Source organism: Micromonospora sp. NPDC049139 (assembly GCF_055586845.1).
Window position 1 is genome coordinate 53,483 of the sequence record NZ_JBVJHK010000006.1, and the last position, 23,957, is coordinate 77,439.

General features: G+C 73.1%; 26 protein-coding genes. 12 read left to right on the top strand and 14 right to left on the bottom strand.

Going from position 1 to position 23,957, the window contains the following annotated elements; genetic code table 11:
- Positions 1-16: 16 nt before the first annotated feature.
- Positions 17-577: a helix-turn-helix domain-containing protein gene (locus ACZ6Q9_RS13495; protein WP_393262933.1), complete on the bottom strand. Its 561-nt coding sequence runs from the start codon at positions 575-577 to the stop codon at positions 17-19.
- Between the two features lie 66 nt (positions 578-643).
- Between ACZ6Q9_RS13495 and ACZ6Q9_RS13500 the strand changes: the two genes are divergently transcribed.
- Complete coding sequence (locus ACZ6Q9_RS13500) at positions 644-1,597, top strand: AzlC family ABC transporter permease (RefSeq protein ID WP_396827518.1); 954 nt, start codon at positions 644-646, stop codon at positions 1,595-1,597.
- On the top strand, positions 1,591-1,899 hold the full coding sequence (locus ACZ6Q9_RS13505) for an AzlD domain-containing protein (RefSeq protein WP_350707921.1): 309 nt from the start codon (positions 1,591-1,593) through the stop codon (positions 1,897-1,899). Before ACZ6Q9_RS13500 ends, ACZ6Q9_RS13505 begins: the two co-directional genes overlap by 7 nt.
- Before the next feature lie 100 nt (positions 1,900-1,999).
- On the opposite strand, the gene ACZ6Q9_RS13510 is transcribed toward ACZ6Q9_RS13505, so the two are convergent.
- From ACZ6Q9_RS13510 to nadA, 3 genes are all read right to left on the bottom strand, one after another.
- Positions 2,000-2,608: a DUF3043 domain-containing protein gene (locus tag ACZ6Q9_RS13510; RefSeq protein WP_396827516.1), complete on the bottom strand. Its 609-nt coding sequence runs from the start codon at positions 2,606-2,608 to the stop codon at positions 2,000-2,002.
- A gap of 73 nt (positions 2,609-2,681) precedes the next feature.
- Positions 2,682-4,037: a UDP-N-acetylglucosamine 1-carboxyvinyltransferase gene (murA, locus tag ACZ6Q9_RS13515; RefSeq protein ID WP_393262927.1), complete on the bottom strand. Its 1,356-nt coding sequence runs from the start codon at positions 4,035-4,037 to the stop codon at positions 2,682-2,684.
- 209 nt (positions 4,038-4,246) lie between these two features.
- Positions 4,247-5,446 carry a quinolinate synthase NadA gene (nadA, locus tag ACZ6Q9_RS13520; RefSeq protein ID WP_396827596.1) on the bottom strand — a complete coding sequence of 400 codons (1,200 nt, stop codon included), beginning with the start codon at positions 5,444-5,446 and terminating at the stop codon, positions 4,247-4,249.
- A 68-nt stretch (positions 5,447-5,514) separates the two neighbouring features.
- Here nadA and ACZ6Q9_RS13525 point away from each other — a divergent pair, with 68 nt between their 5' ends.
- The 3 genes from ACZ6Q9_RS13525 to ACZ6Q9_RS13535 all read left to right on the top strand — a co-directional run bounded on the left by ACZ6Q9_RS13525 (position 5,515) and on the right by ACZ6Q9_RS13535 (position 8,411).
- Positions 5,515-6,657 carry a glycerate kinase gene (locus ACZ6Q9_RS13525; RefSeq protein WP_396827594.1) on the top strand — a complete coding sequence of 381 codons (1,143 nt, stop codon included), beginning with the start codon at positions 5,515-5,517 and terminating at the stop codon, positions 6,655-6,657.
- A 237-nt stretch (positions 6,658-6,894) separates the two neighbouring features.
- A complete protein-coding gene (gene erpA / locus ACZ6Q9_RS13530; RefSeq protein WP_091104634.1) occupies positions 6,895-7,263 on the top strand; it encodes an iron-sulfur cluster insertion protein ErpA in 369 nt (122 codons plus the stop codon).
- Positions 7,264-7,433: 170 nt separating this feature from the next.
- Positions 7,434-8,411, top strand: a complete 978-nt coding sequence (locus ACZ6Q9_RS13535; RefSeq protein ID WP_393454521.1) for a carbohydrate kinase family protein — start codon at positions 7,434-7,436, stop codon at positions 8,409-8,411.
- Between the two features lie 60 nt (positions 8,412-8,471).
- On the opposite strand, the gene ACZ6Q9_RS13540 is transcribed toward ACZ6Q9_RS13535, so the two are convergent.
- Positions 8,472-8,705, bottom strand: coding sequence for a sulfurtransferase TusA family protein (locus ACZ6Q9_RS13540; RefSeq protein WP_350682105.1), 234 nt, complete (start codon positions 8,703-8,705; stop codon positions 8,472-8,474).
- On the bottom strand, positions 8,702-9,853 hold the full coding sequence (locus ACZ6Q9_RS13545) for a cysteine desulfurase family protein (protein ID WP_396827513.1): 1,152 nt from the start codon (positions 9,851-9,853) through the stop codon (positions 8,702-8,704). Before ACZ6Q9_RS13545 ends, ACZ6Q9_RS13540 begins: the two co-directional genes overlap by 4 nt.
- A gap of 199 nt (positions 9,854-10,052) precedes the next feature.
- Between ACZ6Q9_RS13545 and ctaC the strand changes: the two genes are divergently transcribed.
- Positions 10,053-11,024: an aa3-type cytochrome oxidase subunit II gene (gene ctaC / locus ACZ6Q9_RS13550; protein ID WP_357693102.1), complete on the top strand. Its 972-nt coding sequence runs from the start codon at positions 10,053-10,055 to the stop codon at positions 11,022-11,024.
- Positions 11,025-11,034: 10 nt separating this feature from the next.
- The gene (locus ACZ6Q9_RS13555; RefSeq protein WP_357693104.1) at positions 11,035-11,463 is read left to right on the top strand and encodes a cytochrome c oxidase subunit 4; all 429 of its coding nucleotides are present in this window, start codon (positions 11,035-11,037) and stop codon (positions 11,461-11,463) included.
- A 284-nt stretch (positions 11,464-11,747) separates the two neighbouring features.
- Here the strand turns inward: ACZ6Q9_RS13555 and ACZ6Q9_RS13560 are convergent, their stop codons facing one another.
- From ACZ6Q9_RS13560 to ACZ6Q9_RS13575, 4 genes are all read right to left on the bottom strand, one after another.
- Positions 11,748-11,954, bottom strand: coding sequence for a hypothetical protein (locus ACZ6Q9_RS13560; protein ID WP_393262918.1), 207 nt, complete (start codon positions 11,952-11,954; stop codon positions 11,748-11,750).
- A 186-nt stretch (positions 11,955-12,140) separates the two neighbouring features.
- Positions 12,141-13,187, bottom strand: a complete 1,047-nt coding sequence (gene trpD, locus ACZ6Q9_RS13565; protein WP_396827510.1) for an anthranilate phosphoribosyltransferase — start codon at positions 13,185-13,187, stop codon at positions 12,141-12,143.
- A gap of 84 nt (positions 13,188-13,271) precedes the next feature.
- Positions 13,272-13,667: a response regulator gene (locus ACZ6Q9_RS13570; protein WP_350682093.1), complete on the bottom strand. Its 396-nt coding sequence runs from the start codon at positions 13,665-13,667 to the stop codon at positions 13,272-13,274.
- 261 nt (positions 13,668-13,928) lie between these two features.
- On the bottom strand, positions 13,929-14,873 hold the full coding sequence (locus ACZ6Q9_RS13575) for a cytochrome c oxidase assembly protein (RefSeq protein ID WP_393262913.1): 945 nt from the start codon (positions 14,871-14,873) through the stop codon (positions 13,929-13,931).
- Between the two features lie 108 nt (positions 14,874-14,981).
- On the opposite strand from ACZ6Q9_RS13575, the gene ctaE reads away from it, so the two are divergent.
- The 5 genes from ctaE to ACZ6Q9_RS13600 all read left to right on the top strand — a co-directional run bounded on the left by ctaE (position 14,982) and on the right by ACZ6Q9_RS13600 (position 20,119).
- Positions 14,982-15,581 carry an aa3-type cytochrome oxidase subunit III gene (gene ctaE, locus ACZ6Q9_RS13580; protein ID WP_393262911.1) on the top strand — a complete coding sequence of 200 codons (600 nt, stop codon included), beginning with the start codon at positions 14,982-14,984 and terminating at the stop codon, positions 15,579-15,581.
- Positions 15,582-15,653: 72 nt separating this feature from the next.
- On the top strand, positions 15,654-16,487 hold the full coding sequence (gene qcrC, locus ACZ6Q9_RS13585; RefSeq protein WP_393262910.1) for a cytochrome bc1 complex diheme cytochrome c subunit: 834 nt from the start codon (positions 15,654-15,656) through the stop codon (positions 16,485-16,487).
- 67 nt (positions 16,488-16,554) lie between these two features.
- Positions 16,555-17,643, top strand: coding sequence for a cytochrome bc1 complex Rieske iron-sulfur subunit (gene qcrA, locus ACZ6Q9_RS13590; RefSeq protein WP_393262908.1), 1,089 nt, complete (start codon positions 16,555-16,557; stop codon positions 17,641-17,643).
- The gene (gene qcrB, locus ACZ6Q9_RS13595) at positions 17,640-19,265 is read left to right on the top strand and encodes a cytochrome bc1 complex cytochrome b subunit (protein ID WP_396827506.1); all 1,626 of its coding nucleotides are present in this window, start codon (positions 17,640-17,642) and stop codon (positions 19,263-19,265) included. The genes qcrA and qcrB overlap by 4 nt, the downstream gene beginning before the upstream one ends.
- Positions 19,266-19,441: 176 nt before the next feature.
- The gene (locus tag ACZ6Q9_RS13600) at positions 19,442-20,119 is read left to right on the top strand and encodes a DUF4142 domain-containing protein (RefSeq protein WP_393262904.1); all 678 of its coding nucleotides are present in this window, start codon (positions 19,442-19,444) and stop codon (positions 20,117-20,119) included.
- Between the two features lie 81 nt (positions 20,120-20,200).
- Here the strand turns inward: ACZ6Q9_RS13600 and ACZ6Q9_RS13605 are convergent, their stop codons facing one another.
- From ACZ6Q9_RS13605 to ACZ6Q9_RS13620, 4 genes are all read right to left on the bottom strand, one after another.
- Entirely contained in the window at positions 20,201-20,488 is a 288-nt protein-coding gene (locus ACZ6Q9_RS13605) for an Lrp/AsnC family transcriptional regulator (protein WP_350707952.1), read from the bottom strand.
- The gene (locus ACZ6Q9_RS13610; protein ID WP_396827592.1) at positions 20,485-21,372 is read right to left on the bottom strand and encodes an NDP-sugar synthase; all 888 of its coding nucleotides are present in this window, start codon (positions 21,370-21,372) and stop codon (positions 20,485-20,487) included. Before ACZ6Q9_RS13610 ends, ACZ6Q9_RS13605 begins: the two co-directional genes overlap by 4 nt.
- Before the next feature lie 176 nt (positions 21,373-21,548).
- Positions 21,549-22,091 carry an NUDIX domain-containing protein gene (locus ACZ6Q9_RS13615; protein WP_393454533.1) on the bottom strand — a complete coding sequence of 181 codons (543 nt, stop codon included), beginning with the start codon at positions 22,089-22,091 and terminating at the stop codon, positions 21,549-21,551.
- 55 nt (positions 22,092-22,146) lie between these two features.
- The gene (locus ACZ6Q9_RS13620; RefSeq protein ID WP_393263309.1) at positions 22,147-23,934 is read right to left on the bottom strand and encodes a RelA/SpoT family protein; all 1,788 of its coding nucleotides are present in this window, start codon (positions 23,932-23,934) and stop codon (positions 22,147-22,149) included.
- Positions 23,935-23,957: the final 23 nt, after the last annotated feature.

Consider the following 23,957-nt stretch of genomic DNA (forward strand, 5'->3'; position numbering starts at 1 on the left):
AGGCCGGACCGGACGGTCAGGGGTGTTCCATCACCAGGACGGCGAAGGTGCCGGGGGCCAGCGCCTCGTAGCGGTGCGGCGCGTCGCCGGGGAAGGTCGCGTAGTCGCCCGGGCCGAGCTCCACGAGGTCGCCCTCCGGCCCGACGCGCAGCCGCCCGGCGCCCACCACGATGTGTTCGACGCTGCGGGGGGTGTGCGACTCGGCGGTGCGTACCGTCCCGGGCTCCAGCTCGAGCAGGTAGACGTCCCGGCGGATGTGGGCGGTGCCGGCGGCGAGCAGCGTCGCGGTGAGGTCGGCGTGCTCGGAGCGGATCCGGGGGCCGTCGCCGGCGCGTACGACCCGGACGGTGGCCGCCGGCGGCTCGACCAGCCGGCTGAACGGCACGCCGAGCGCCACCCCGAGCGCCCAGAGGGTCTCCACGCTGGGGTTGCCGACCCCGGACTCCAACTGGGACAGGGTGGACTTGGCGATGCCGGCCCGGCGGGCCAGCTCGGTGAGCGAGATGCCGACGCGTTCGCGCTCGCGGCGGAGCGCGACGGCGATGGTGGCCAGCGGTGGAGTCGGTTCGGCGGACATCGTTCGCTCCAATGTTCCGTTTGTTCGGTTTGACGAACAGGTGTGGCGCGTTCATCATGATGGACCATGCGTACGGTACAGCGAACGGTCGAGGGCGCGGCAGTCCGCGACGTCGCCGCCATCGGGGCGGCGATGGTCGCGGTCGGTGCCTCGTTCGGCGCGGTGGCGGTGGCCGCCGGCCTGCCGGGCTGGGCGGCCGTCGTCATGTCCGTGCTGGTCTACGCCGGCGGCGCGCAGTTCATGGCGGTCGGGCTGGTGGCCACCGGGAGTCCGCTCGCGGCGGTCCTCGCCGGCCTGCTGCTCAACGCCCGGCACCTGCCGTTCGGGCTGGCGCTCGCCGACAGCATCGGCCGCCCGCTGTGGCGTCGGCTGCTCGGTAGCCACCTGATGACCGACGAGGCGACCGCCTTCGCGCTGGCCCGCCCCGCCGGGGGCGCGCGCCGGCGGGCGTTCTGGCTCGCCGGCACCCTGCTCTTCCTGGCCTGGAACGTGGGGACCGTGCTCGGGGTGCTCGCCGGCGGCGTGGTCGGCGACCCCGCCGCGTTCGGCTTGGACGCCGCGTTCCCGGCCGGCCTGATCGCGCTGTTGCTGCCGGCGCTGCGCGACCGCGACACCCGGCGGGTGGCGCTGGCCGGCGCGGTGCTGGCGGTGCTGGCCACCCCGCTGCTGCCGGCCGGGCTGCCGGTGCTGCTGGCGCTCGCTGGCCCGGCCGTGCTGGCCGTCGCCGCCGTACGCCGTGGTCGGCGGGCCGCGAAAGGCGGCAGCCACACACCGAACGCGCCGGTCGCGGGCGGCAGCCACACACCGAACGCGCCGGTCGCGGGCGGCAGCCGGACGCCGAATGCGCCGGTCGCGGGCGGCAGCCGGACGCCGAACGCGCCGGTCGCGGGTGGCGGAACGGTCGCGGGAACCGCCGCCGAACCGCCGGGCGGGGTGGGGAAGCCGGTGCGTGCGGGGGAGAGGACGCCGCCGCGGGGCGGGTCCGTGCCGGTCGGCCAAACTGGGGAGGGGTCGTGCTGATCGCCGTGATCGTGGCGCTGGCCGCCGGGACGTACGGCTTCCGGGTCGCCGGGGTGCTGCTGCGCGACCGGCTCGACCTGCCGGAGTGGTCCCGGCGGCTGCTGCCGGTCGGCGCCGCCGCCCTGCTGGCCGCGCTGGGCGCCACCGCCGCGCTGACCGAGGCGGGCCGGTTCGCCGGCTGGGCCCGGCCGCTGGGCGTGCTGGTCGGCGTGTTGCTGGCCTGGCGGCGGGCGCCGTTCGTGCTGGTGGTGCTCGCCGCCGCCGGCACCACCGCGCTGCTCCGCCTGCTCGGCGTGCCGTAGGCCCCACCCCGGTCCACCGACGACGAACGGCCCCTCGCCGCGGTGCGGGAGGGGCCGTCAGGCGCCGAACACGGTCGCCTCCGCCGCCGGTGCGGCGGGGTCAGACCGGGTCGCCGATGTTGACCCGGGGCTCGGGCGCGCGCATCCGGCGGAAGGTGATCGACCGCATGATGGCGTAGAGGTAGAGCGAGCCCATCCGCTGCCCGGTGTTCGGGAAACGCTCCCGGACCAGCTTGCGGATCTTGCGGGAGATCAGGAACGAGTCGACCACCACACCCAGCGCGAGCGCGCCCCAGAGGAGATTGGAGACCAGGCGGACGATCGGGGGCATCGCCGCGTTGGAACCGATCAGCACGATCAGCGCGCCGCCGAAGAACCAGGTGCCGACCGTACGCCGGGAGTCGACCACGTTGCGGGCCAGCAGCCGCTCGGGGCCGCGGTCACGGGGCCCACCCTCGCGGCGGAACTCCGCCGCCGACTCCGCGCGCAGTTGGCGCCGGCGCTCCCGCGCCTCCTCCTTGGTCAGCGGCTTGGTGGCCGCGGCCGGCCGGCGGCCGGCGCTGGGCCGCTTCGGCGTGGCCTTGCCCAGCTCCTTCTTGCTCGGGGTGTAGCCCCGGGGCTGGGCGGACGAGGACTCCTCGTCGGGCGTCACCGGGGTGACGGCCTCGTCGACGAGGTCGGTGGACTTGCGGCGAAACAGCGACGGCACGCGGAAAGGGTAGCCAAACGACGGCGCCCGGTGCACATCGCGGTGCACCGGGCGCGGTCGGGAGTGGTCGACGTTACGGACGCTCGGCGTGCGCGCCGAGGTCGGCGAGCTTCGCCTCGAAGTCCTCGTAGCCCCGGTTGATCAGGTCGACGCCGTAGACCCGGGAGGTGCCCTCGGCCGCCAGCGCGGCGATCAGGTGGCTGAAACCGGCCCGCAGGTCGGGGATGACCAGGTCGGCGGCGTGCAGCTTGCTCGGCCCCGCGATCACCGCGGAGTGCTTGAAGTTGCGCCGGCCGAAGCGGCACGGGGTGCCGCCCAGGCAGTCCCGGTAGACCTGGATGTTCGCGCCCATCGAGTTCAGCGCCTCGGTGTAGCCCAGCCGCTGCTCGTAGACCGTCTCGTGGACGATGGACAGGCCCCGGGCCTGGGTGAGCGCCACCACCAGGGGCTGCTGCCAGTCGGTCATGAAGCCCGGGTGCACGTCGGTCTCCAGGGCCACCGACCTCAGCTCGCCGCCCGGGTGCCAGAACCGGATGCCGCCCTCCTGGCCGGGGTCGCCCAGCTTCGGCGGCCGGGCGTCGGTGACCTCGTACTCGCCGCCGACCGAGCGGAAGATGTTCAGGAACGTCATCATGTCGGCCTGCTGCGCGCCGAGGACCTCGACGTGGCCGCGGGTCGCCAGCGCCGCCGCGGCCCAGCTCGCCGCCTCGATCCGGTCCGGGATCGGCCGGTGCGTGTAGCCGTGCAGCCTCGGCACGCCCTGGATCTCGATCACCCGGTCGGTGTGCACCTTGATGATCGCGCCCATCTTCTGCAGGACGCAGATCAGGTCGATGATCTCCGGCTCCACCGCCGCGTTGCGCAGCTCGGTGACCCCCTCGGCCATCACCGCCGTCAGCAGCACCTGCTCGGTCGCCCCGACGCTCGGGTACGGCAGCGAGAACTTGGTGCCGTGCAGCCCGTTCGGTGCCGACAGGTGCAGGCCCTCCGGGGTCTTCTCGACCGTCGCCCCGAACTCGCGCAGCGCCTGGAGGTGGAAGTCGATCGGGCGCGGCCCGATGTGGCAGCCGCCCAGGTCCGGGATGAAGGCGTGGCCGAGGCGGTGCAGCAGCGGCCCGCAGAACAGGATCGGGATCCGGCTGGAGCCCGCGTGCACGTTGATCTGGTCCGTGCTCGCGCTCTCCACGTTCGCGGGGTCGAAGACGAGCTCGCCGTCCTCCTCGCCGTCGGTGACCTTCACGCCGTGCAGGCCGAGCAGGCCCCGGACCACCTCGACGTCACGGATCTTCGGCACGTCGAACAGCCGGCTCGGGCTGTCGCCCAGCAGAGCGGCGACCATCGCCTTCGAGACCAGGTTCTTCGCGCCGCGCACGCGGATCCGCCCTTCCAGCGGAGTACCTCCGTGTACGACCAGGACGTCGTCGGTCAACGCAACCTCCAGCGCGTCGGTGCTGCCGTGTTGATGGTGGGCCCGCGATGTCTTCGCTACCCGGAATGCGGTCATGTCGAAACGGCCGCGTGATTCGTCGCCCCGGCAGCATAGCCCTCCGTGACGTAAATGGACCCGGTCAGATCGCCCCTCAGGGCACTAATCGGTGATCGGGCCCATTTACGTACCAGTGGTGCTACCGAGCGTGATCAGCTTGCCGCGGGCGGCGGGGTGTCGGCCCCGGGCAGGGCGAGCATCTGGTCCAGCGCCACCCGGGCGTGGTGCGCGGTGTCCGGGTCGACCGTGACCTGGTTGACCACCCGGCCGGCCACCAGCTCCTCCAGCGCCCAGACCAGGTGGGGCAGGTCGATCCGGTTCATGGTCGAGCAGTAGCAGACCGCCTTGTCCAGGAACATGATCTGCTTGTCGGGGTGGGCCAGCGCGAGCCGGCGGACCAGGTTCAGCTCGGTGCCGACCGCCCACGCCGAGCCGGCCGGGGCCGCCTCGATGGCCTTGATGATGTATTCCGTCGAGCCGACGAAGTCGGCGGCGGTGACCACCTCGTGCCGGCACTCCGGGTGGACCAGCACGTTCACCCCCGGCACCCGCTCCCGCACGTCGTTCACGCTGTCGAGGGTGAACCGGCCGTGCACCGAGCAGTGCCCCCGCCAGAGGATCATCTTCGCGTCGCGCAGCTGCTCCGGGGTGAGCCCGCCGTTCGGCTTGTGCGGGTCGTAGAGCACGCAGTCGTCCAGCGAGAGGCCCATCTCCAGCACGGCCGTGTTGCGGCCCAGGTGCTGGTCGGGCAGGAAGAGCACCTTCGACCCCTGCTGGTACGCCCAGTCCAGCGCCCGCTTCGCGTTCGACGAGGTGCAGACCACGCCGCCGTTACGGCCGACGAAGCCCTTGATGTCCGCCGAGGAGTTCATGTACGTGACCGGGACGGTCTGCTCCGCGATGCCCAGGTCGGTCAGCACGTCCCAGGCCGTCTCGACCTGCGACAGCACCGCCATGTCCGCCATCGAGCAGCCGGCGGCCAGGTCCGGCAGGACGACCTTCTGCGCGTCCGAGGTGAGGATGTCGGCGCTCTCGGCCATGAAGTGCACGCCGCAGAAGACGATGTGTTCCGCGTCGGGGCGGGCCGCCGCCTCGCGGGCCAGCTTGAACGAGTCGCCGGTGACGTCGGCGAACTGGATCACCTCGTCGCGCTGGTAGTGGTGCCCCAGCACGAAGACCTTGCTGCCCAGCTTCGCTTTCGCCGCCGCCGCCCGGGCCACCAGGTCCGGGTCGCTGGGCGCCGGAAGGTCACCCGGACACTCGACGCCACGCTCGGTGGCGGGGTCGCTGCCCCGGCCGAGCAGCAGCAGTGCCGTTGCGGTGTTGGAGGGTTCCACCCAGGTCGAAGTCACGTATCCCATGGTCCCACAGGGTGGCCTGAGCGCAGCCTCCACCGGTGTGGGCTGCCACACTGCTCGGCATGCGCGTGCTGCTCTGCCCGGACAAGTTCGCCGGCACCCTGTCGGCCCCGGAGGTCGCCGACGCCGTGGTCGCCGGCTGGCGCGAGGTGGCTCCCGGCGACGACCTGCTCGTCCGGCCGCTGTCCGACGGTGGGCCGGGCTTCCTCGACGTGCTCGGCGACGCGCTCGGCGGGCGCCGGACCCCGGTGCCGACCGTCGACCCGCTGGGCCGCCCGGTCGCCGGTGAGATCCTGCTCACCACCGACGGCGGGACGACCGCCTGGCTGGAGAGCGCCCAGGCGTGCGGGCTGCACCTGCTCGACGCGGGCGAGCGCGACCCGAAGACCACCACCTCGTACGGCCTGGGGGTGCTGGTCGCCGCCGCCGTGGAGGCCGGCGCCCGCACGGTGGTGATCGGCCTGGGCGGCTCCGGCACCAACGACGGCGGCGCGGGGATGCTCACCGCGCTCGGCGTGACCCCGCTGGACGACGGGGGCCGGACGCTGCCGTACGGCGGCGCGGCGCTGGCCGCCGCGGTCGCGCTCGACGGGGCGCCCCGGCTGCGCGACGCCCGGCTGGTGGCCGCCACCGACGTGGACAATCCGCTGCTCGGCCTGCACGGGGCGAGCAACGTGTTCGGCCCGCAGAAGGGCGCCGACCGGGCGGACGTGCTGCTGCTCGACGCCGCGCTGGAGCGCTTCGCCGCCGTGCTGGAGCGGGACCTGCCCGGCTGCCCCGACCGGCTGGGCGCCCTGCCCGGCGGCGGCGCGGCCGGGGGCCTCGGCGCGGCCGTCCTGGCGCTGGGCGGGCACTGCGAGTCGGGCATCGGCCTGGTCACCCGGGCGATCGGGCTGGACGCCGCCCTGGACGCCGTCGACCTGGTGGTCACCGGGGAGGGCTCGTTCGACCACCAGTCGCTGCGCGGCAAGGTGGTGGCCGGGGTGGCCGGCGCCGCCCGGGACCGGGGCCTGCCCTGCGTGGTGCTGGCCGGCCAGGTGAGCGCCGGCCGGCGGGAGGCGGGCGCGGCCGGGGTGACCGACGCGTACAGCCTGGTGGAGCACTTCGGGGGCGAGGAGCGCGGCGGGCTGGCCGCCGCGCTGGAGCGCCCGGCCGAGGGGCTGCGGGCGCTCGGCGCCCGGCTGGCCCGGCAGTGGAGCCGCTGACCGGCCCGCGGGCGTGACCTGGCCGGCGCGCTCGCCGACGGCGCCGCGCGGCCGGGAGCCGCTCGCCCGCCGCCCGGTCGGGTCCGCCGGCGCGCCGGCTGCGGCGGCCCGCGTCACGGCGGCCGGGTGAGGCCGGTCGCAGCGGCGTACCATCGGATCTGGACCACACCGGGAATGGCTGGGCGACGTGAGATGTTGGCCAGTCCGTCCGGACCCAACCGCGCAGGGAGATTTCACGTGACCACGCCAGCGCAGACCGAGTCGACCGAGGCCAAGGCCCCCACGTCCGTCGTCCTCACCGACGTCGCGGCGCAGAAGGTCAAGGCCCTGATCGAGCAGGAGGGCCGCGACGACCTGCGGCTCCGGGTCGCCGTGCAGCCGGGTGGCTGCTCCGGCCTGCGGTACCAGCTCTTCTTCGACGAGCGCTCGCTCGACGGTGACGTCGTCACCGACTTCGACGGCGTCGAGGTCGTCGTCGACCGGATGAGCGCCCCCTACCTGGCCGGCGCCACCATCGACTTCGCCGACCGCATCGACGCCCAGGGCTTCACGATCGACAACCCCAACGCGGGCAACTCCTGCGCCTGCGGCGACTCGTTCAGCTGAGCCCACCTCCGCTCGCGACCAGCGGGGCCGTCCCCTCGGGGCGGCCCCGCTGCCGCGTTCGGGCCCGGTAGCGCAGCCGAGAAGATGACCGAGGCCGGACCGACGGGTCATCCTGAGGGGGCCGGACCGGTAGGCTGACCGGCGCCCTGCTCCCGACCCCGAGGGTTGACATGAAGATCGCCGTGACCGGCTCGATCGCCACCGACCACCTGATGAGCTTCCCCGGCCGCTTCGCCGACCAGTTCATCGCCGACCAGCTGCACAAGGTGTCGCTCTCCTTCCTGGTGGACGACCTGGTGCTGCGTCGCGGCGGCGTGGCGGCGAACATCGCCTTCGGCATGGGGCAGCTCGGCCTGCGCCCGGTGCTGGTCGGCGCGGTCGGCGCGGACTTCGCCGACTACCGCTCCTGGCTGGAGCGGCACGGGGTCGACTGCGGCTCGGTGCACGTCAGCGAGGTGGCGCACACCGCCCGGTTCGTCTGCACCACGGACACCGACATGTGCCAGATCGCCTCGTTCTACGCCGGCGCGATGAGCGAGGCCCGCAACATCGAGCTGGAGCCGGTGGCCCGCCGCCTCGACGGGCTGGACCTGGTCCTGGTCGGCGCGAACGACCCGGCGGCGATGCTGCGGCACTCCGCCGAGTGCCGGGAGCGGGGATACCCCTTCGCCGCCGACCCGTCCCAGCAGCTCGCCCGGATGGACGGCGAGGACGTCGTCGCGCTGATCGAGGGCGCCGACTACCTGATGACCAACGACTACGAGAAGTCGCTGCTGCAGAGCAAGGCCGGGCTGAGCGACGCGCAGCTGCTCGACCGGGTCAAGGTCCGGGTCACCACGCTGGGCAAGCACGGCGTGGAGATCGCCGGGCGCGACATCGACCCGATCCACGTGCCGATCGCGCGGGAGATCCGGGCGGTCGACCCCACCGGGGTCGGCGACGGCTTCCGGGCCGGCTTCTTCACCGCGCTGTCCTGGGGCCTCGGGCTGGAGCGGGCCGCCCAGGTGGGCTCCCTGCTCGCCACGCTGGTGCTGGAGACCGTGGGCACGCAGGAGTACGAGGTCCGCCGTGACCTGTTCGTCAAGCGGATGGCCGAGTCGTACGGCGACGTGGCCGCCGAGGACGTCCGGCCGCACCTGTTGCCGTAACCCCGACCTCGGTGTCAGGAAGGGCCCTCCGCGTCGACCGGGTGCCCTTCCTGACACCTCTCAGTGGAGGCGGCGGACGTCGAAGGCCGGGCCGTCGGGGCCGGTGACCGTGCCGAGGAACTCGTGGCCGCGCATCCGGCACCAGGCCGGGATGTCCACCGCCGCCGCTGGGTCGTCGGCCAGCACCCGCACCACCGTGCCGACGGGCAGCTCGGGCAGCCGCCGGGCCACCGCGATCACGGGCAGCGGGCAGCGCTGACCACGACAGTCGAGGATCTCCGCCGGCGCCGTCACAGCCCCACCACCCCCGCCTCGGCGCGCAGCCGCGCTACGACCTCGGGCAACTCGGCGAGGAACCGTTCCACGTCCGCCTCCGTCGTCTCCCGGTGCAGCGAGACCCGCACGTTGCCGTGCGAGAGCACCCCCATCGCCTCCAGCACGTGCGACGGGCGCAGCGTGGAGGAGGTGCAGGAGGAGCCGGAGGAGACCGCGAACCCGCGCCGGTCCAGCGCGTGCAGCAGGGCCTCCCCGTCGACGTACAGGCAGGAGAACGTCACCAGGTGCGGGAGGCGGTCGTCGGGATCACCCACCACCTCCACGTCGGGCACCTCCGCCGCCACCCGGGCCCGGATCCGGTCCACCAGCGGCGCCAGCCGGGCCGCCTCGGCCGCCGCGTCGGCCGCCGCCGCGCGCAGGCTCGCCGCCGCCGCGACCACCGCCGGCAGGTTGAGCGTTCCCGGCGTACGCCCGGACTCCCGCTCGTCGGCCGGCCAGGGCGACTCCCACCGGGTGCCCTTGCGCACCACCAGCAGCCCCACCCCGGGCGGGCCGCCCCACTTGTGCGCGCTGGCGGCCAGCACCGACCAGCCCGCCGGCACGGGCGCCCGGCCGACCACCTGGGCGGCGTCCACGAACAGCGGCACCCCGGCCTCGGCGCACTCCCGCGCGGCCTCGGCGACCGGTTGGCGCGTGCCGACCTCGTGGCTGGCGGCGATCAGCGCGGCCAGCGCCACGCCCGGTGCCCGCACCGCCGCCGACCAGCCGTCCAGGTCCAGCCGGCCCCGCCGGTCCACCGGCACCGACGTCGCCGTGCCGCCCGCGGCGACGTGCCGCTCGGCGGCGTGCAGCACCGCCGAGTGCTCGATCGCGGAGTGCACCAGGGCCGGGCCGACCCGCCGCCGGCCGGCCAGGCCGCCGAGCACGGCGGCGTGCGCGGCCGTCGTACCGCTGGGGGTGAAGGAGATCTCGTCGGCGCGCACGCCGAGCGTCTGCGCGGTGGCCTCGCGGGCGGCGTCGAGCAGTTGGCGGGCGCGGCGGGCCTGGGTGTAGAGCCTGCCGGGGTCGGCCCATCCGTCGTCGAGGGCGGCCAGCAGCGCCTGTCGGGCGACCGGGTGCAGCGGCGCGGCGGTGGCCGCGTCCAGGTAGACCGGGGAAGCGCTCACGGAAGCCAACGCTATCGCGCCGGCACGCCCAAGATCCCCCCGATGGGGGCGGAGAGTGACCCCAAGACGGTCGAGCCCGTCATGGTCGAGTAATCTGCGACCGTCGGTGACGCCTTTGCCGCCGGTGTTGTCGCTCCGCCCCCGGCGGAGACCGGCAGAACAGAACAGACACCGCGGCGCGCTAGGGAGGCAGGACCAGGTGGTCGCAAGGAGTTCGGAGGTACGGCCGTCGGCCGTACGGCACAGCGCTTCCCCAGGAGCCGGTGGGCGCCGGGGGCGTGGTGCTGGTCGGATCGCCGGGCTCGGTCTCGGCGGGGCGGCGCTGCTGGTCCTGCTCACGGGCTGCGACGTCGGCGCCGCGTTCGGCGGCTTCGGCTGGCCGCAGGGCGGCATCTCGCCCGAGTCCCACCGGATGTACGACCTGTGGATCGCCTCGTGCGTCGCGGCGCTCGCGGTCGGCGTGTTCGTGTGGGGCCTGATCTTCTGGTGCATCGTGCGCTACCGCAAGCGGGGCAACGAGCTGCCGGTGCAGACCCGTTACAACATGCCGATGGAGTTCCTCTACACCATCGCGCCGATCCTGATCGTCTCCGTGCTCTTCTACTACACGGCGGTCGTGCAGACCGACGTGGTGCGGACGACCAAGAACCCCGACGTCACGGTCGAGGTGGTCGCGTTCAAGTGGAACTGGCAGTTCAACTACCGCGACGGCCAGGGCAAGGACGCCAACACCGTCGCCTCGGTGCTCGGCACCAGCGAGGTCATCCCGATCCTGGTGCTCCCGACCGACCGGTCCATCCGGTTCGAGGAGACCAGCCGCGACGTCATCCACTCCTTCTGGGTGCCGGAGCTGCTGTTCAAGCGGGACGTCATGCCGGGCAAGATCCGCAACGTGTTCGAGGTCTCCAAGCTCGACACCGAGGGCGCCTTCGTCGGCCGCTGCGCCGAGCTGTGCGGCAGCTACCACGCCTTCATGAACTTCGAGCTGCGGGTCGTCTCGCCGGAGAAGTACGACCAGTTCCTGGCGGCCAAGCGGGACGGCAAGTCCACGCAGGAGGCCCTGACGGCCATCGGCGAGGAGCCGTACGCGCAGAAGACGCGGCCGTTCGAGACCCGTCGCACCGAGGCCAACTTCAACCCGGACAGCGCGCCGGCCGGTACGGGAAGCTGAGGGGGCTGGCATGAAGACCGAGTGGCGTATCTTCCTGGTCATCGCCGGGTTCCTGCTCTTCGCCACCGCCCTCTACGGGGGCTGGACCGCCGCCGACTCCGGTGGCCACGTCGAGTGGGTCGGCACGATCGCACTGCTGCTGAGCTTCCTGCTCTGCGCGATGTGCGGCGGCTTCTTCTGGTTCGTCTCGCGCCGGATCGACCTGCGGCCGGAGGACCGGCCGGACGGTGAGATCGCCGACGGCGCGGGCGAGGTCGGCTTCTTCAGCCCGGGCAGCTACTGGCCGTTCGGCCTGGCGCTGGCCGCCGCGCTGACCGGCTTCGGCCTCGTGTTCTGGCAGTTCTGGCTGCTGGGCGTCGGTGCGGTGGCGGTCATCTTCGCGGCCTGCGGCCTGCTGTTCGAGTACTACAGCGGCACCCGGCGCACCGCCGAGCACTGAGCCGGCGGCCGACGACGGCCCCCTGCACGTGACGAAGGCCCGCCTCCCCGAGGGGAGGCGGGCCTTCGTGCCGTGATCGCCGACGTGCGGGGCAGCCGAGGACCGGCCGGGGCGTGCCGCGCCGGGCATGTGCCGGGCCGGGGGGTGCGCCGCGCCGCCGGGCGGGGCGGTGGGGCCGGCGCGGGCCGCGTCAGGCGGCGCGGCCGGGCTCAGGCGGCGCGGTGGCGATGGTCCAGGCGGCGCGGACCGGGTCGGGTGGCGATCGTGCAGACGACGCGGAGGGGTCAGGCGGCGCGGCGGTGGGGCGACGGCCGGCGGTGCCGCTGCGCCAGGCGCGGGGCCCGGAAGGTGAACGTGGCGACGAGCACCGCCTCGCCGCAGCCCGTGCAGGCCAGCTCGGGGCAGTCGACGCCGTGGCCGTCGACGCACGGCGGCGCCTCGAACGGCTGAACGCCCTCGCAGGTGGCGCAGTAGAGCTCGCGCTCCGACACGGGCGTCTCCTCTCGCTCGGGTCCCGTCGGGGGGCGCACGGCGGAACTGCCGCGCCGCACGGCGCACGACGGATGTGCTGTGGTGAACAGCGCATGATGGAAGTGGAAAACTACTCATTTGTAGTTTCCCACGGGGGCCCGACAACTTCCGCACGCCACCCGGCCCGCCGGGGTGGCCGCCGGCGATCAGTCGGCGCGGGCGGCCTCGATCCAGCGGTCCAGGACGCGGGCGGCGGCCCCGGAGTCGACGGACTCGGCGGCCCGGCCCATCCCGACGCGCAACGCCTCGGTGAGGTCGCCGTCGAGGGGCCCCTGGGTGGCCAGCGCCGCCGCCGCGTTGACCAGGACGGCGTCGCGCACCGGGCCGGTCTCGCCGGCCAGCAGCCGGCGCACCACGTCGGCGTTGTAGGCGGCGTCTCCGCCCCGCAGGTCGGCCAGGGTGGCCCTGGGCACCCCGAGGTCGGTGGCGTCCAGCAGCGCCTCCCTGACGCTGCCTGCCTGGATGGCCCAGACGCGGGTCGGCGCGGCGGTGGTGAACTCGTCCAGCCCGTCCTCGCCGCGCATCACCAGAGCCGAGTCGCCCCGGGCGGCGAAGACGCCCGCCATCACCGGGGCCATCCGGAGGTCGAAGCAGCCGACCGCGGCGGCCCGCGGCCGGGCCGGGTTGGTCAGCGGGCCGAGGAAGTTGAAGAAGGTGGGCACGCCCATCTCCCGGCGTACCGGGCCGGCGTGGCGCATGCCGGGGTGGTACCGGGCCGCGAAGCAGAAGCCGATGCCGGCCTCCGCGACGCACCGGGCCACCCCCTCCGGCCCCAGGTCCAGCGGCACGCCGAGGAACTCCAGCACGTCCGCCGTGCCGCAGGAGGAGGACGCCGCCCGGTTGCCGTGCTTGACCACCCGGACCCCGGCGCCGGCCACCACCAGGGAGGCCATGGTGGAGATGTTGACCGTGTGCGCGAGATCACCGCCGGTGCCGACCACGTCGAGGGCGGTGTCCCGCAGCGCCTCGGGTAGCTCGACCGCGACCGCCCGGCCGAGCATCGCCTCCACCAGGCCGGCCAGCTCGGCCGAGGTCTCGCCCTTGGCGCGCAGCGCGACGGCGAAGCCCGCGATCTGCGCCGGGGCGGCCGCGCCGGACATGATCTCGCCCATCGCCCAGGCGGTGTCGGCGGTGGAGAGCTCCTCCCCGCGCAGCAGCGCGGCGAGCAGGTGCGGCCAGGTCCGATCGCCCATGGCGGGCCTCCCGAGCGTGCGAAGCGGGTGGGATGGAACCGGCGCCGGGTGGTCCGGCGCCGAGACGGGCCGGAGCGGGGGACGTCAGGCGGGGGCGTGCGTCCGCAGCAGCTCGGCCACCGTGGTGCCGGTGGTCACCGGGTCGAGCGGGTGCACCAGGGTGGCGTCGACCTCGGCGTAGGCCGCGAGCCATCGGTCGGCGGCGCGGGCGATCACCACGCAGGTCGGGGGAGCGTCGTCCCGGTCGTCCTTGATCTGCCGGGCGATGCCGATGCCGCCGCCCGGGGTCGCCTCGCCGTCGAGCAGCAGCAGGTCGATCTCGTAGTCGTCAACGAGCCGGACGCACTCCGCGTAGGTGGACGCGTCGACGAACTCGATCCGCAGACCGGGCGCGGGGCGCGTGCCGACGGCGAGCCGCATCCGGTCACGGACCTGCGGGTCGTCGCTGTAGAGCAGGACGGTGCAAAGACGATCACTCATGCCGACACTCCGCTTCGCCGAACGGTCCGAGTCCACGCCGCGCCGGTGGATCCCACAGCGTCACCACGGCCTCGGCCGGGGATCGGGCTGTGAGCGGTGCCGTCATGAGGCACCGTCGCACTGCGCTTGGTGATTCGCTCGCTGCGCTCACTCATTGGCTGGACAGGCTCCCACCTCGTAGCTGCCGGCTGATCCTACCCGTCGGTGTGAGGTGCGTGACGTCCGCCCGTCGGCGGCGCCGGGGCGTACCGTCGGCGCAGGTCAGGCGGCGGACTCCGCGGCGCGCTGACGGGCCTCCTGGCGGTCCAGGTCGCGGTCGATCCGGCGGGCCTCCCGCTCGGCGTGGCGCATCCACTGCACGACCAGCACGGCCAGCATCGTGACGCTGACGAACTCGCCGCCGGCCCAGAGGATGCCGCCGGCGACCACCTGGTCCTCCCAGGGGTCGGACCAGGTCAGCCCGAGCGACGGGTACCAGTCGCCGCCGAAGAGCGTGGTGCTCTGCATGATGGTGAGCCCGAGCACCGTGTGGAACGGCACGGAGAGCAGCATCAGCAGCGCCCGCCCCGGGTACGGCCAGCGCCCCGGCAGCGGGTCGAGGCCGAGCAGCGGCCAGAAGAACACGCAGCCGGTCATGATGAAGTGCGCGTGCACGACCTCGTGCGCCCACGCGTGCTCGAGCGTGTAGCGGTACAGGTCGGTGAAGTAGAGCGCGAACGGGTTGACCACGAAGATGGCGAACGCCACCAGCGGGTAGCTGTAGATCCGCGCGACCCGGCTGTGCACGATCGCCAACAGACGCTTGCGCGGCCGCAGCGGCAGGGTACGCAGGGCCAGCGTCACCGGCGCGCCCAGCGCGAGGAAGATCGGCGAGATCATGGAGAGCACCATGTGCTGGACCATGTGCACCGACAGCAGCGCCGTGTCGTACGCGTGCAGGCCGCTGACGGTGACCGCCGCGATCCCGCCGAGGCCGGGGCCGAGGAAGAACACCGTCCGGGCCACCGGCCACCGGTCGCCCCGGAGCCGGAGCCGGTGCACCCCGTAGAGGTAGATGCCGGCGGCAAGCACCAGGCCGACGGCCAGCCAACTGTCCAGCCGGGTCTCGGTGAACACGGAGGTGACGGTGAACGGCGGCGGGGTGGCCGCGGTCACCGTGGGCGCGGCGGCCGAGGTTGCGGTGAAGATCGGATCGACGTGCAGCACGCTTTTCAGCCTAGGTCAGGCGAACCGGACGACCCCGATCGGGCTGCCGACGCCACCGGTTTGCCACCCCGCTGATCGCCGGCCCCGGTCAAGGGCAATAATGACCGCGTGACTGCGGCCCCAGCCATTGACAAGAGCCGGATCCACTCCCTGACCCGACCCAACATGGTCAGCGTCGGGACGATCGTGTGGCTCTCCAGTGAACTCATGTTTTTCGCGGCGCTGTTCGCGATGTACTTCTCCATCCGCGCGGCGGCGCCGGAGCAGTGGGCGAAGCACACCGAGGTACTCAACATCCCGTACGCGACCACCTTCACGGTGATCCTGGTGATGTCGTCGGTGACCTGCCAGCTCGGTGTCTTCGCCGCCGAGAAGGGTGACGTCCACGCCCTGCGGCGCTGGTTCACGATCACCTTCGTGATGGGCCTGATCTTCGTGCTCGGTCAGGTCAACGAGTACCGCGAGCTGGTGCACGAGGGCATCAAGATCAACTCGGACGGGTACGGGTCGATGTTCTACCTGACCACCGGGTTCCACGGTCTGCACGTGACCGGCGGTCTGATCGCCTTCATCATCTTCATGATCCGCACGACCATGGGCCGGTTCACGCCGGCGCAGGCCACGTCGGCGATCGTCGTGTCCTACTACTGGCACTTCGTCGACGTCGTGTGGATCGGGCTCTACGCCATGATCTACTGGCTTCAGTGATCTTGGCGCGTCACGAACCGCGCCGCTGCTCCGTCCCCTGAGACAAGGTCCAACCGGTTAAGGACACAGGTCATGACTTCTGACAACGACCGCCGACGCGGTCTGCTCGCGCGGCTGCGCGAGCGGCCCGCGGCGCGCAGCAGGGGCCGCCGCCGGCTGGGTGCCGCGGTCCGGCTGTTCGCCGCGCTGATGCTGGCCGGCGGCGCCTACACCGTCTTCGCCCCCGGCGTGCAGGCGCAGGACGCCCCGCTCACCGGCGCCGCCGCGGAAGGCAAGGCGCTGTTCGACGTGAGCTGTGTGACCTGTCACGGTCGCAACGCCCAGGGCGTCGAGGGCCGTGGGCCGAGCCTGATCGGCGTCGGCGCGGCCTCGGTCGAGTTCCAGGTCAGCTCCGGCCGGATGCCGATGGCCCGCCAGGAGGCCCAGGCGGAGCGCAAGCCGGAGCTGTTCACCGACGAGGAGACCCGCCAGCTCGCGCAGTTCATCCAGGAGCTCGGCGGCGGTCCCGTCCTGCCCGACGGCGAGGACCTCCACTCCGACGGCAACATCGCCGCCGGCGGCGAGCTGTTCCGGATCAACTGCTCGCAGTGCCACGCCTTCGGCGGTGGCGGCGGCGCCCTCTCCTCCGGCAAGTACGCCCCGAGCCTGCGTCCGGCCAGCGACCGGCAGATCTACGCCGCGATGCTGAGCGGCCCGCAGAACATGCCGGTCTTCGGCGACAACCAGATCACCCCGGAGCAGAAGGCGGACATCATCGCCTACATCCAGGAGACCCTGAAGCACGACCAGGACCCGGGTGGCTTCAACCTCGGTCGGTACGGGCCGTCCACCGAGGGCTTGGCGATCTTCCTGGTCGGCATCGTCGCGCTCGTCTTCGCGAGCCTGTGGATCGCGGGCAAGTCGTGACCGGGCGGATCATCCGATTCAGTGCTGTGGTGCCGGGGTCCGGCACCGCCCGTAGCGAGGTGACGGCATGACCACGCACACCGAGCACCAGGCCCAGCAGGGCCGGGAACCGCTCGACGTGACGACCCCCGGGCTCAGCCAGTTCGACATCGTCCGCGAGGGCGCGCGCCGGGACGACATCGAGATCGTCCACTACGAGCCGCAGGTCGCCCCGGGCAGCAAGGCCGAGCGCCGGCTGACCCGCACCGTCGCGTCGTTCTTCCTGCTGACCGGGCTGGCGGCGACCGCCTTCCTGGTGGTCTACATCTGGTGGCCGTGGGAGTACGCTCCCGGCCGCGGCGGCGACACGTGGTACACCCCGCTGCTCGGCGTCACCCTCGGCGTGGCCCTGCTCGGCATCGGCTTCGGCATCCTGACCTGGGGCAAGAAGCTGCTGCCCAAGGAGGTCTCGATCCAGGACCGGCACGAGGGCGCCGTCAGCGAGGACGACCGGATCATCACCGGCCAGACCATGCTCTACATGGCCGACGAGCTGGGCGTGAAGCGCCGGCCGCTGCTCGGCATCTCGCTGCTGGCCGGTCTCGCGCCGGTCGGCGCGGTGGTCGCCGCACCCCTGGTCGGTGGCCTGATCTCCCAGCCGCACAAGAACAACCAGATGTTCACCACCGGGTTCGCCCCGACCGAGGGCGGCGGCAAGGTCCGGCTGGTCCGCGAGGACGGCCGTCCGGTCCGCCCGGCGGACGTCAGCACCGGCGGCCAGATCACGGTCTTCCCCGGCATCGACCACGGCGTGAGCAACCTGCACGCCGACTCGCCGACCCTGCTGATCCACCTGCGGGACAGCGACGCGCGGGAGTCGCGCCGGGCCAACGAGCGGGTCGGGCACGGCGACTACATGTGGGGCAACTACGCCGCCTACTCGAAGATCTGCACGCACGCCGGCTGCCCGGCGAGCCTGTACGAGCAGCAGACCAACCGTCTGCTCTGCCCGTGCCACCAGTCGCAGTTCCTGATCACCGACAACGCCCGGCCCATCTTCGGTCCGGCCAGCCGGCGACTGCCGCAGTTGCCGATCGAGGTGGACTCCGAGGGCTACTTCGTGGCCAAGTCCGACTACACCGAGACCGTCGGGCCCGACTTCTGGGAGCGGCCGTGAAGCGGCGCAAGTTTGACATGGCAGCTGTGCCGGGTAACGCCGCCCGGGGAGTGGACGACCGCTTCCAGGTGGCCACCCCGCTGCGCCGGCTGCTGAACAAGGTCTTCCCGGACCACTGGTCCTTCCTGCTCGGCGAGATCGCGCTCTTCTCGTTCATCGTCCTGCTGTTGACCGGTGTCTTCCTGACCTTCTTCTTCGAGCCGGCGATGACCGAGGTGGTCTACAACGGCAGCTACGCCCCGCTGCGGGGCACGCCGATGTCGGCCGCGTACGCCTCCAGCCTGGACATCTCGTTCGACGTCCGCGGCGGCCTGATCATGCGGCAGATGCACCACTGGTCGGCGCTGCTGTTCATGGCCGCGATCGTGGTGCACATGCTCCGGGTCTTCTTCACCGGCGCGTTCCGCAAGCCGCGCGAGACGAACTGGATCATCGGCTCGCTGCTGTTCTGGGTCGGCTTCCTGGCCGGCTTCACCGGCTACTCGCTGCCGGACGACGGCCTCTCCGGCACCGGCCTGCGGATCGCCTCGGCGATCATGCTCTCCATCCCGGTGATCGGCTCCTGGGTCACCTCGTCGATCTTCGGCGGGGAGTTCCCCGGCACCATCATTATCAGCCGGTTCTACATCGCCCACGTGCTGCTCATCCCGGGTCTGCTGGTCGCGCTGATCAGCGTCCACCTGGGCCTGGTCTTCAAGCAGAAGCACACCCAGTGGCCCGGCCCCGGCCGGACCAACGGCAACGTGGTCGGCGAGCGGATGTTCCCCCGCTACGCGATCAAGCAGGGCGGCTTCTTCATGGTCGTCTTCGGCGTGATCGCGCTGATGGGCGGTCTGTTCCAGATCAACCCGATCTGGCTGTTCGGCCCGTACGAGGCGTGGGTGGTCTCGGCCGCCAGCCAGCCCGACTGGTACGTCATGTTCCTCGACGGCTCGACCCGCCTGATGCCGGCCTGGGAGATCAACATCCCGATCGGCGACGGGTACGTGATCCCGCCGCTGTTCTGGCCGACGGTGGTGCTGCCGGGCATCCTGGTGGGGCTCTCCACGCTCTACCCGTTCCTGGAGGCCCGGCGCCTCAAGGACACCCGCAGCCACAACCTGCTCCAGCGGCCCCGGGACGTGCCGGCGCGCACCGCGGCGGGCGCCATGGCCGTCTCGTTCTTCATCGTGCTGAGCCTGTCCGGCGCCAACGACGTCATCGCCGACAAGTTCATGATCAGCCTGAACGCGATGACCTGGGCCGGCCGGATCGGCCTGCTGGTGCTCCCGCCGCTGGCGTACTACTTCACCTACCGGATCTGCCTCGGTCTCCAGCAGCACGACCGTGAGGTGCTCGCCCACGGTGTCGAGACCGGCATCATCCGGCGACTGCCCGACGGCCGGTTCGAAGAGGTGCACCAGCCGCTCAGCGCGGGGGACCACGACGGCCACGGCGGGCTCGAGTACGCCGGCTGGGTCGTGCCGAAGAAGATGAACCGGCTCGGGGCCCTCGGCCCGGCCATCCGGGGCTTCTTCTACCCGATCGAGAAGCCGGCCGAGGCGCCGGTCTCGCCGGGCCACCCGCCGGTCGAGCCGCGGCCCGACCGGGAGCAGATCGGCAGCGGCGAGAGCCGTCGCTGACCTCGCGACACCCGACGCGGCGCCCACCGGAGTCCTCCGGTGGGCGCCACGTCCGTTTCCGCCCCTCCCACGGTCCGCGCGTGGCGTGTCGTCCGTCGCCCCCTGGGCGGGGATCGCAGGAATAACGCCGGTCAGCCGGGTATCCGTGCGATCCAACGTCTCGAGGGGGAGGAAGCATGTTGGGTATCAAACGCCTCGGCCTGCTGGCCGCGCTGGTGCTGGTGGGAATCGCGCCGGCAGCGGCGGCGCAGGCCGCGGTGCAGCCGTCGCAGCAGGACACCCAGTACCTGCAGGCCATGCACCAGGTGAACCTGTTCGAGATCACCGCGGGTGACCTGGCCCAGCAGAAGGGCCAGAACCAGGGGGTCAAGGACCTGGGTGCCCGGTTCAAGACGGACCACACGCAGCTCGACCAGACGGTGCAGCAGACCGCGTCCCAGCTCGGGGTGCAGTTGCCGGCCGAGCCCACCGCGGACCAGCAGTCCGTCCTCGACCAGCTCAACAACGCCAGCGGCGAGGAGTTCGACCGGCTCTGGGTGACCAGCGAGCTGGCCGGCCACGTCCAGGCCATCCAGGCCACCCAGACGGAGATCTCGCAGGGCTCCGACCAGACGGTGGTCCAGCTGGCCCAGACCGCACTGCCGACCCTGCAGGCGCACTACGACGCGCTGGTCCAGCTCGCCGAGCAGCTGGGCATCCCGGTTCCGCAGGCCAGCGGCACCGCCACGCCGAGCCCGGGCGGCACGACCCCGGCTCCGGGCGGCACCACCGGCACCCCGGCTCCGGGCGGCACCACCGAGTCGCCGGCTCCGGGCGGCACCACCACCGAGACGCCGGCTCCCACGCAGAGCTGACGTCGCCGTACCGTGACGGCCGGTCCACCAGTGGGTGGACCGGCCGTCACGCGCCCGCGCCGGCCCGGCCGGCGTCCGTGGTCAGTCGGCGTTCGCGAGCCCGATCGCGAACGCCTCCTCCAGGTCGTGCTGGGAGTACGCCCGGAACGCGATGTGCGACTCGGTGTTCAGCACCCCCGGCACCTTGGAGATGCTGCCGGCGATCACCTTGGCGATCTGGTCGAACTCCCGGACCCGGACCACGGCGATCAGGTCGACGTGGCCGGCCACCGAGTAGACCTCGCTGACGCCGGGGAGGGCGGCCAGGGCCTCGGCCACCTCGGGGATGGAGTCGGTGGCGCAGTCGATCAGCACGATCGCGGTGATCACGGGACATTTCTCCGTTCGTCGGCGTCGTCGCCCATGCTAGATGTTCCCGGGCCCCGGGACGGGGGTGTGGCGGGGACGGTGAGGGTGGCGCCCGCGCGGATCGCGTCGCGCAGGCGCTCGCCGGGGCCGACGGTGGCGCCCGGCCAGACGACGGCACGCTCCACGTCGCCCTGGACGACCGCGTCGGCGCCGACCACCGCCGCCCGGCAGCGGCCGGTCACCGTGGCCGTGGGCGCCACCAGGCTGCCGCCGCCGGCCGCGTGCAGGTTGGCCGCCAGGTAGTCGGCCGGGGTGCCGGTGTCGTAGAACGTGCCGGAATAGGGCACGACGGTCAGCGCGCCGGCCGCCTCCGCCGGGCGCCAGACCGCCCGGACGAGGTCGCCGAACCCGACCGGCAGCTCCCGCACCAGCCGCCACGGCAGCAGCGAGAAGCCGGTGAACACGTGGCCGTCGAAGGTGCCCGGGGCCCGCGGATCGGCGGCGGGCTGGCCGAGCAGGCGTACGGAGTCGCCGTCCCAGTCGCGCAGCAGCGCGGCGATGTCCGGCCCCGGGGGTCGCTCGGGGTCGGCGAGGTAGGCGTCGGCGTTGCCGACCAGCACCCCGCGCCCGGCGATCCAGTTCCGCAGGTTGGCCACCCCGCCGGCGGTGCCCAGCGGCGCGCCCGGCTCGACCGACAGGTGGGCGCGGTCCCCGACGTGCGCGACGACCTGCGCGCCGAGATAGCAGGCGTTGACCGCGACCCGGGCCGGCCCGACCAGGCCGAGCCCGGCCAGCCGGTCCAGCGCCCGGTCCAGCAGCGGCACGTTGCCCACCGGGCAGAGCGCCTTCGGCAGCCGCTCGGTCAGCGGCCGCAGCCGGGTGCCCTCGCCGGCGGCGAGCACCACCGCGCAGACGTCGACCGGGACGGTGGCGGGGGCGTAGGCCCGGCCGGCGGTGGTGGCCGCGCCGCGGTTGGCCGGAGCGGTGGTGGCGCCCGCTCGGTCGGCCCGGCCGGCGGTGGTGGCCGCGCCGCGGTCGGCCGGAGCGGTGGTGGCGGCCGCTCGGTCGTCCCGGTCGGCGTTCACGGCCGCGTGTCGGGCACCGGGGGCGGGAACTGTCCGGCCAACGGCCCGATGTCGTAGTACGCGAGCAGCCGGGCGGTCGGCCAGGTCAGCTCGGGCAGGTCGTCCAGCGGGTGCCAGGCGGCCTCGAAGACCTCGGCGCCGTCGACCTTCAGCTCGGTGGTCGATGCCGGCACCTCGGCGGTGAACACCACGTCCACCCAGCCCTTGGCGTGCACGATCGCGTTGGGGACGGCGGGGCTCAGCTGGCGGGGGGAGAGCCGGATGCCGGACTCCTCGTACAACTCCCGGGCGGCTCCCACCACCGGCGCCTCGCCCTTCTCCAACAGGCCGGCGGGCAGCCCCCAGCCCCGGCCGGGCGGCTGGCGCAGCAGCAGCAGCCGCCCCGCCCCCTCGGCCTCGGCGTCGCGGACGAGGGTGACCGCGCCGACGATGTACTTCGGCACGGCCAGCCGGACCAGGCGGCGGCGCACCGGCAGCGGCAGCCGATAGAAGACCTGGTAGGCGACGGCCCGGCCGGTGGCGCGCGAGCGGGGGATCATGACTCCAGGCTAGTGGCCCCGAGGAACGTTCGGACGACCCGGGCCCGACGGGCGGTCACTGCCTGTGGTCCACCAGGTCGATGAGTTGGCGTACGACCGTGTCCGGCTCGATGACCCGGTCGAAGACCGCGACCAGCAGCGTCTCCAGGTCGGGGTAGCCCAGCTCCTCCGACAGCCGCAGCAGCGGCAGGTCGCTGGCCAGCCCGCGGTCGTGCTTGCGCAGCGCCAGCCCGATGGTGGCCCGGCCGAGGCGGACCTTGTCGGGGATGGAGATGCCGGGCTCGGTGTGCTCGGCGAACCACCGGCTGATCTGCATCTGCGCGTGCGGCGACTTGACGAAGCCGAGCCACTCCCGGCGCGGGCCGCGGGGGGCGGCGTCGGCGTCGAAGCCGTTCGCCGCGTCGGTCTCGGTGAAGATCTCCACCACGTCGCCCTCCTCCAGCGCGGAGGAGAGCGGTGCCAGCCGGCCATTGATCCGCGCCGCCAGGCAGTGGTCGCCACGCTCGGTGTCCAGCTCGTACGCGAGGTCGACCGGGGTCGCCCCGGCCGGCAGCACGACCTGCCGCCCGTCGGCGAAGACCTGGATCTGGGTCTCGGCGAGGTCGCAGCGCAGCGACTCGAGGAACTGTGCCGGGTCGGCCGCGTCCTGCTCCCAGTCGAGCACCCGGCGCAGCCAGTCGAGCTGCTCCGCGCAGGCGGCGGTGCCGCCCGGCCGGGGGAAGCGGAAGTCGGCGGCGACGCCGTACTCGGCCGAGCGGTGCATCTCCTCGGTGCGGATCAGCACCTCCACGGTGCGGTCCTTCGGCCCGCAGACGCTGGTGTGCAGGGAGCGGTAGAGATTGTTCTTCGGGGAGGCGATGAAGTCCTTGAACCGGCCGGGGACCGGTCGCCACAGGCCGTGGACCGCGCCCAGCGCCGCGTAGCAGTCGGTGGCCGGGCCGTCCACCACGATCGCGATGCGGGGCAGGTCGTAGGGGGCGGCGTGACCGCCGGCCACCGTGTCCTTCCAGATCGAGTAGAGGTGCCGGGGGCGGGGGGTCACCTCGGCGTCGACCCGGTTGCGGCGCAGCGCCGACTTCGCCCGGGCGACCACCTCGTCGAGGTACGCGTCCCAGCCCGGCCGGTCGTGCACGTGCCGGGCGATGCGGGCGTGCTCCTCCGGCTCCAGGTGCAGCAGCACCACGTCGTCGAGCTCCCGCTTGAGCAACTGGATGCCCAGCCGGTCGCAGAGCGGGACCAGCACCTCCTGCGTCTTGCGGGCGATCCGCTCCCGGGACGCGGCGGACCGGACGCCCAGGGTGCGCATGTTGTGCAGCCGGTCGGCCAGCTTGATGATCAGGACCCGGACGTCCTTGCCGGCCGCGATGATCATCTTGCGGATCGTCTCGGCCTCGGCGGCCTTGCCGTAGAACGCCTTGTCGAACTTGGTCACCCCGTCGACCAGGTGCGCCACCTCCCGCCCGAAGTCCTCCGCGAGAGCCTGGAGCGTGTAGCGCGTGTCCTCCACGGTGTCGTGCAGCAGCGCGGCGACGAGGGTGGTGGCGTCCATGCCGATCTCGGCGCAGATCTGGGCCACCGCCAGCGGGTGGGTGATGTAGGGCTCGCCGCTCTTGCGGAACTGCCCGCGGTGCATGTTCTCCGCGATGGTGTAGGCGCGACGCAGCACGGAGGGCTCGGTGCCCGGGTGGATCGTCCGATGGGTCCGGACGAGGTGGTTGACCGGGTCGGTGTCGGCGGTGGGCCAGCTCAGCAGCGACCGGAGCCGGCGGGCCAGCGGCAGCTCGCCCGGTTGGGTCGGAAGGGCGCCCCCCAGGGCGGCGCCGCGTCCGGCGTCGACGTCCACGTGGGACACCTCCTCACCCCGGC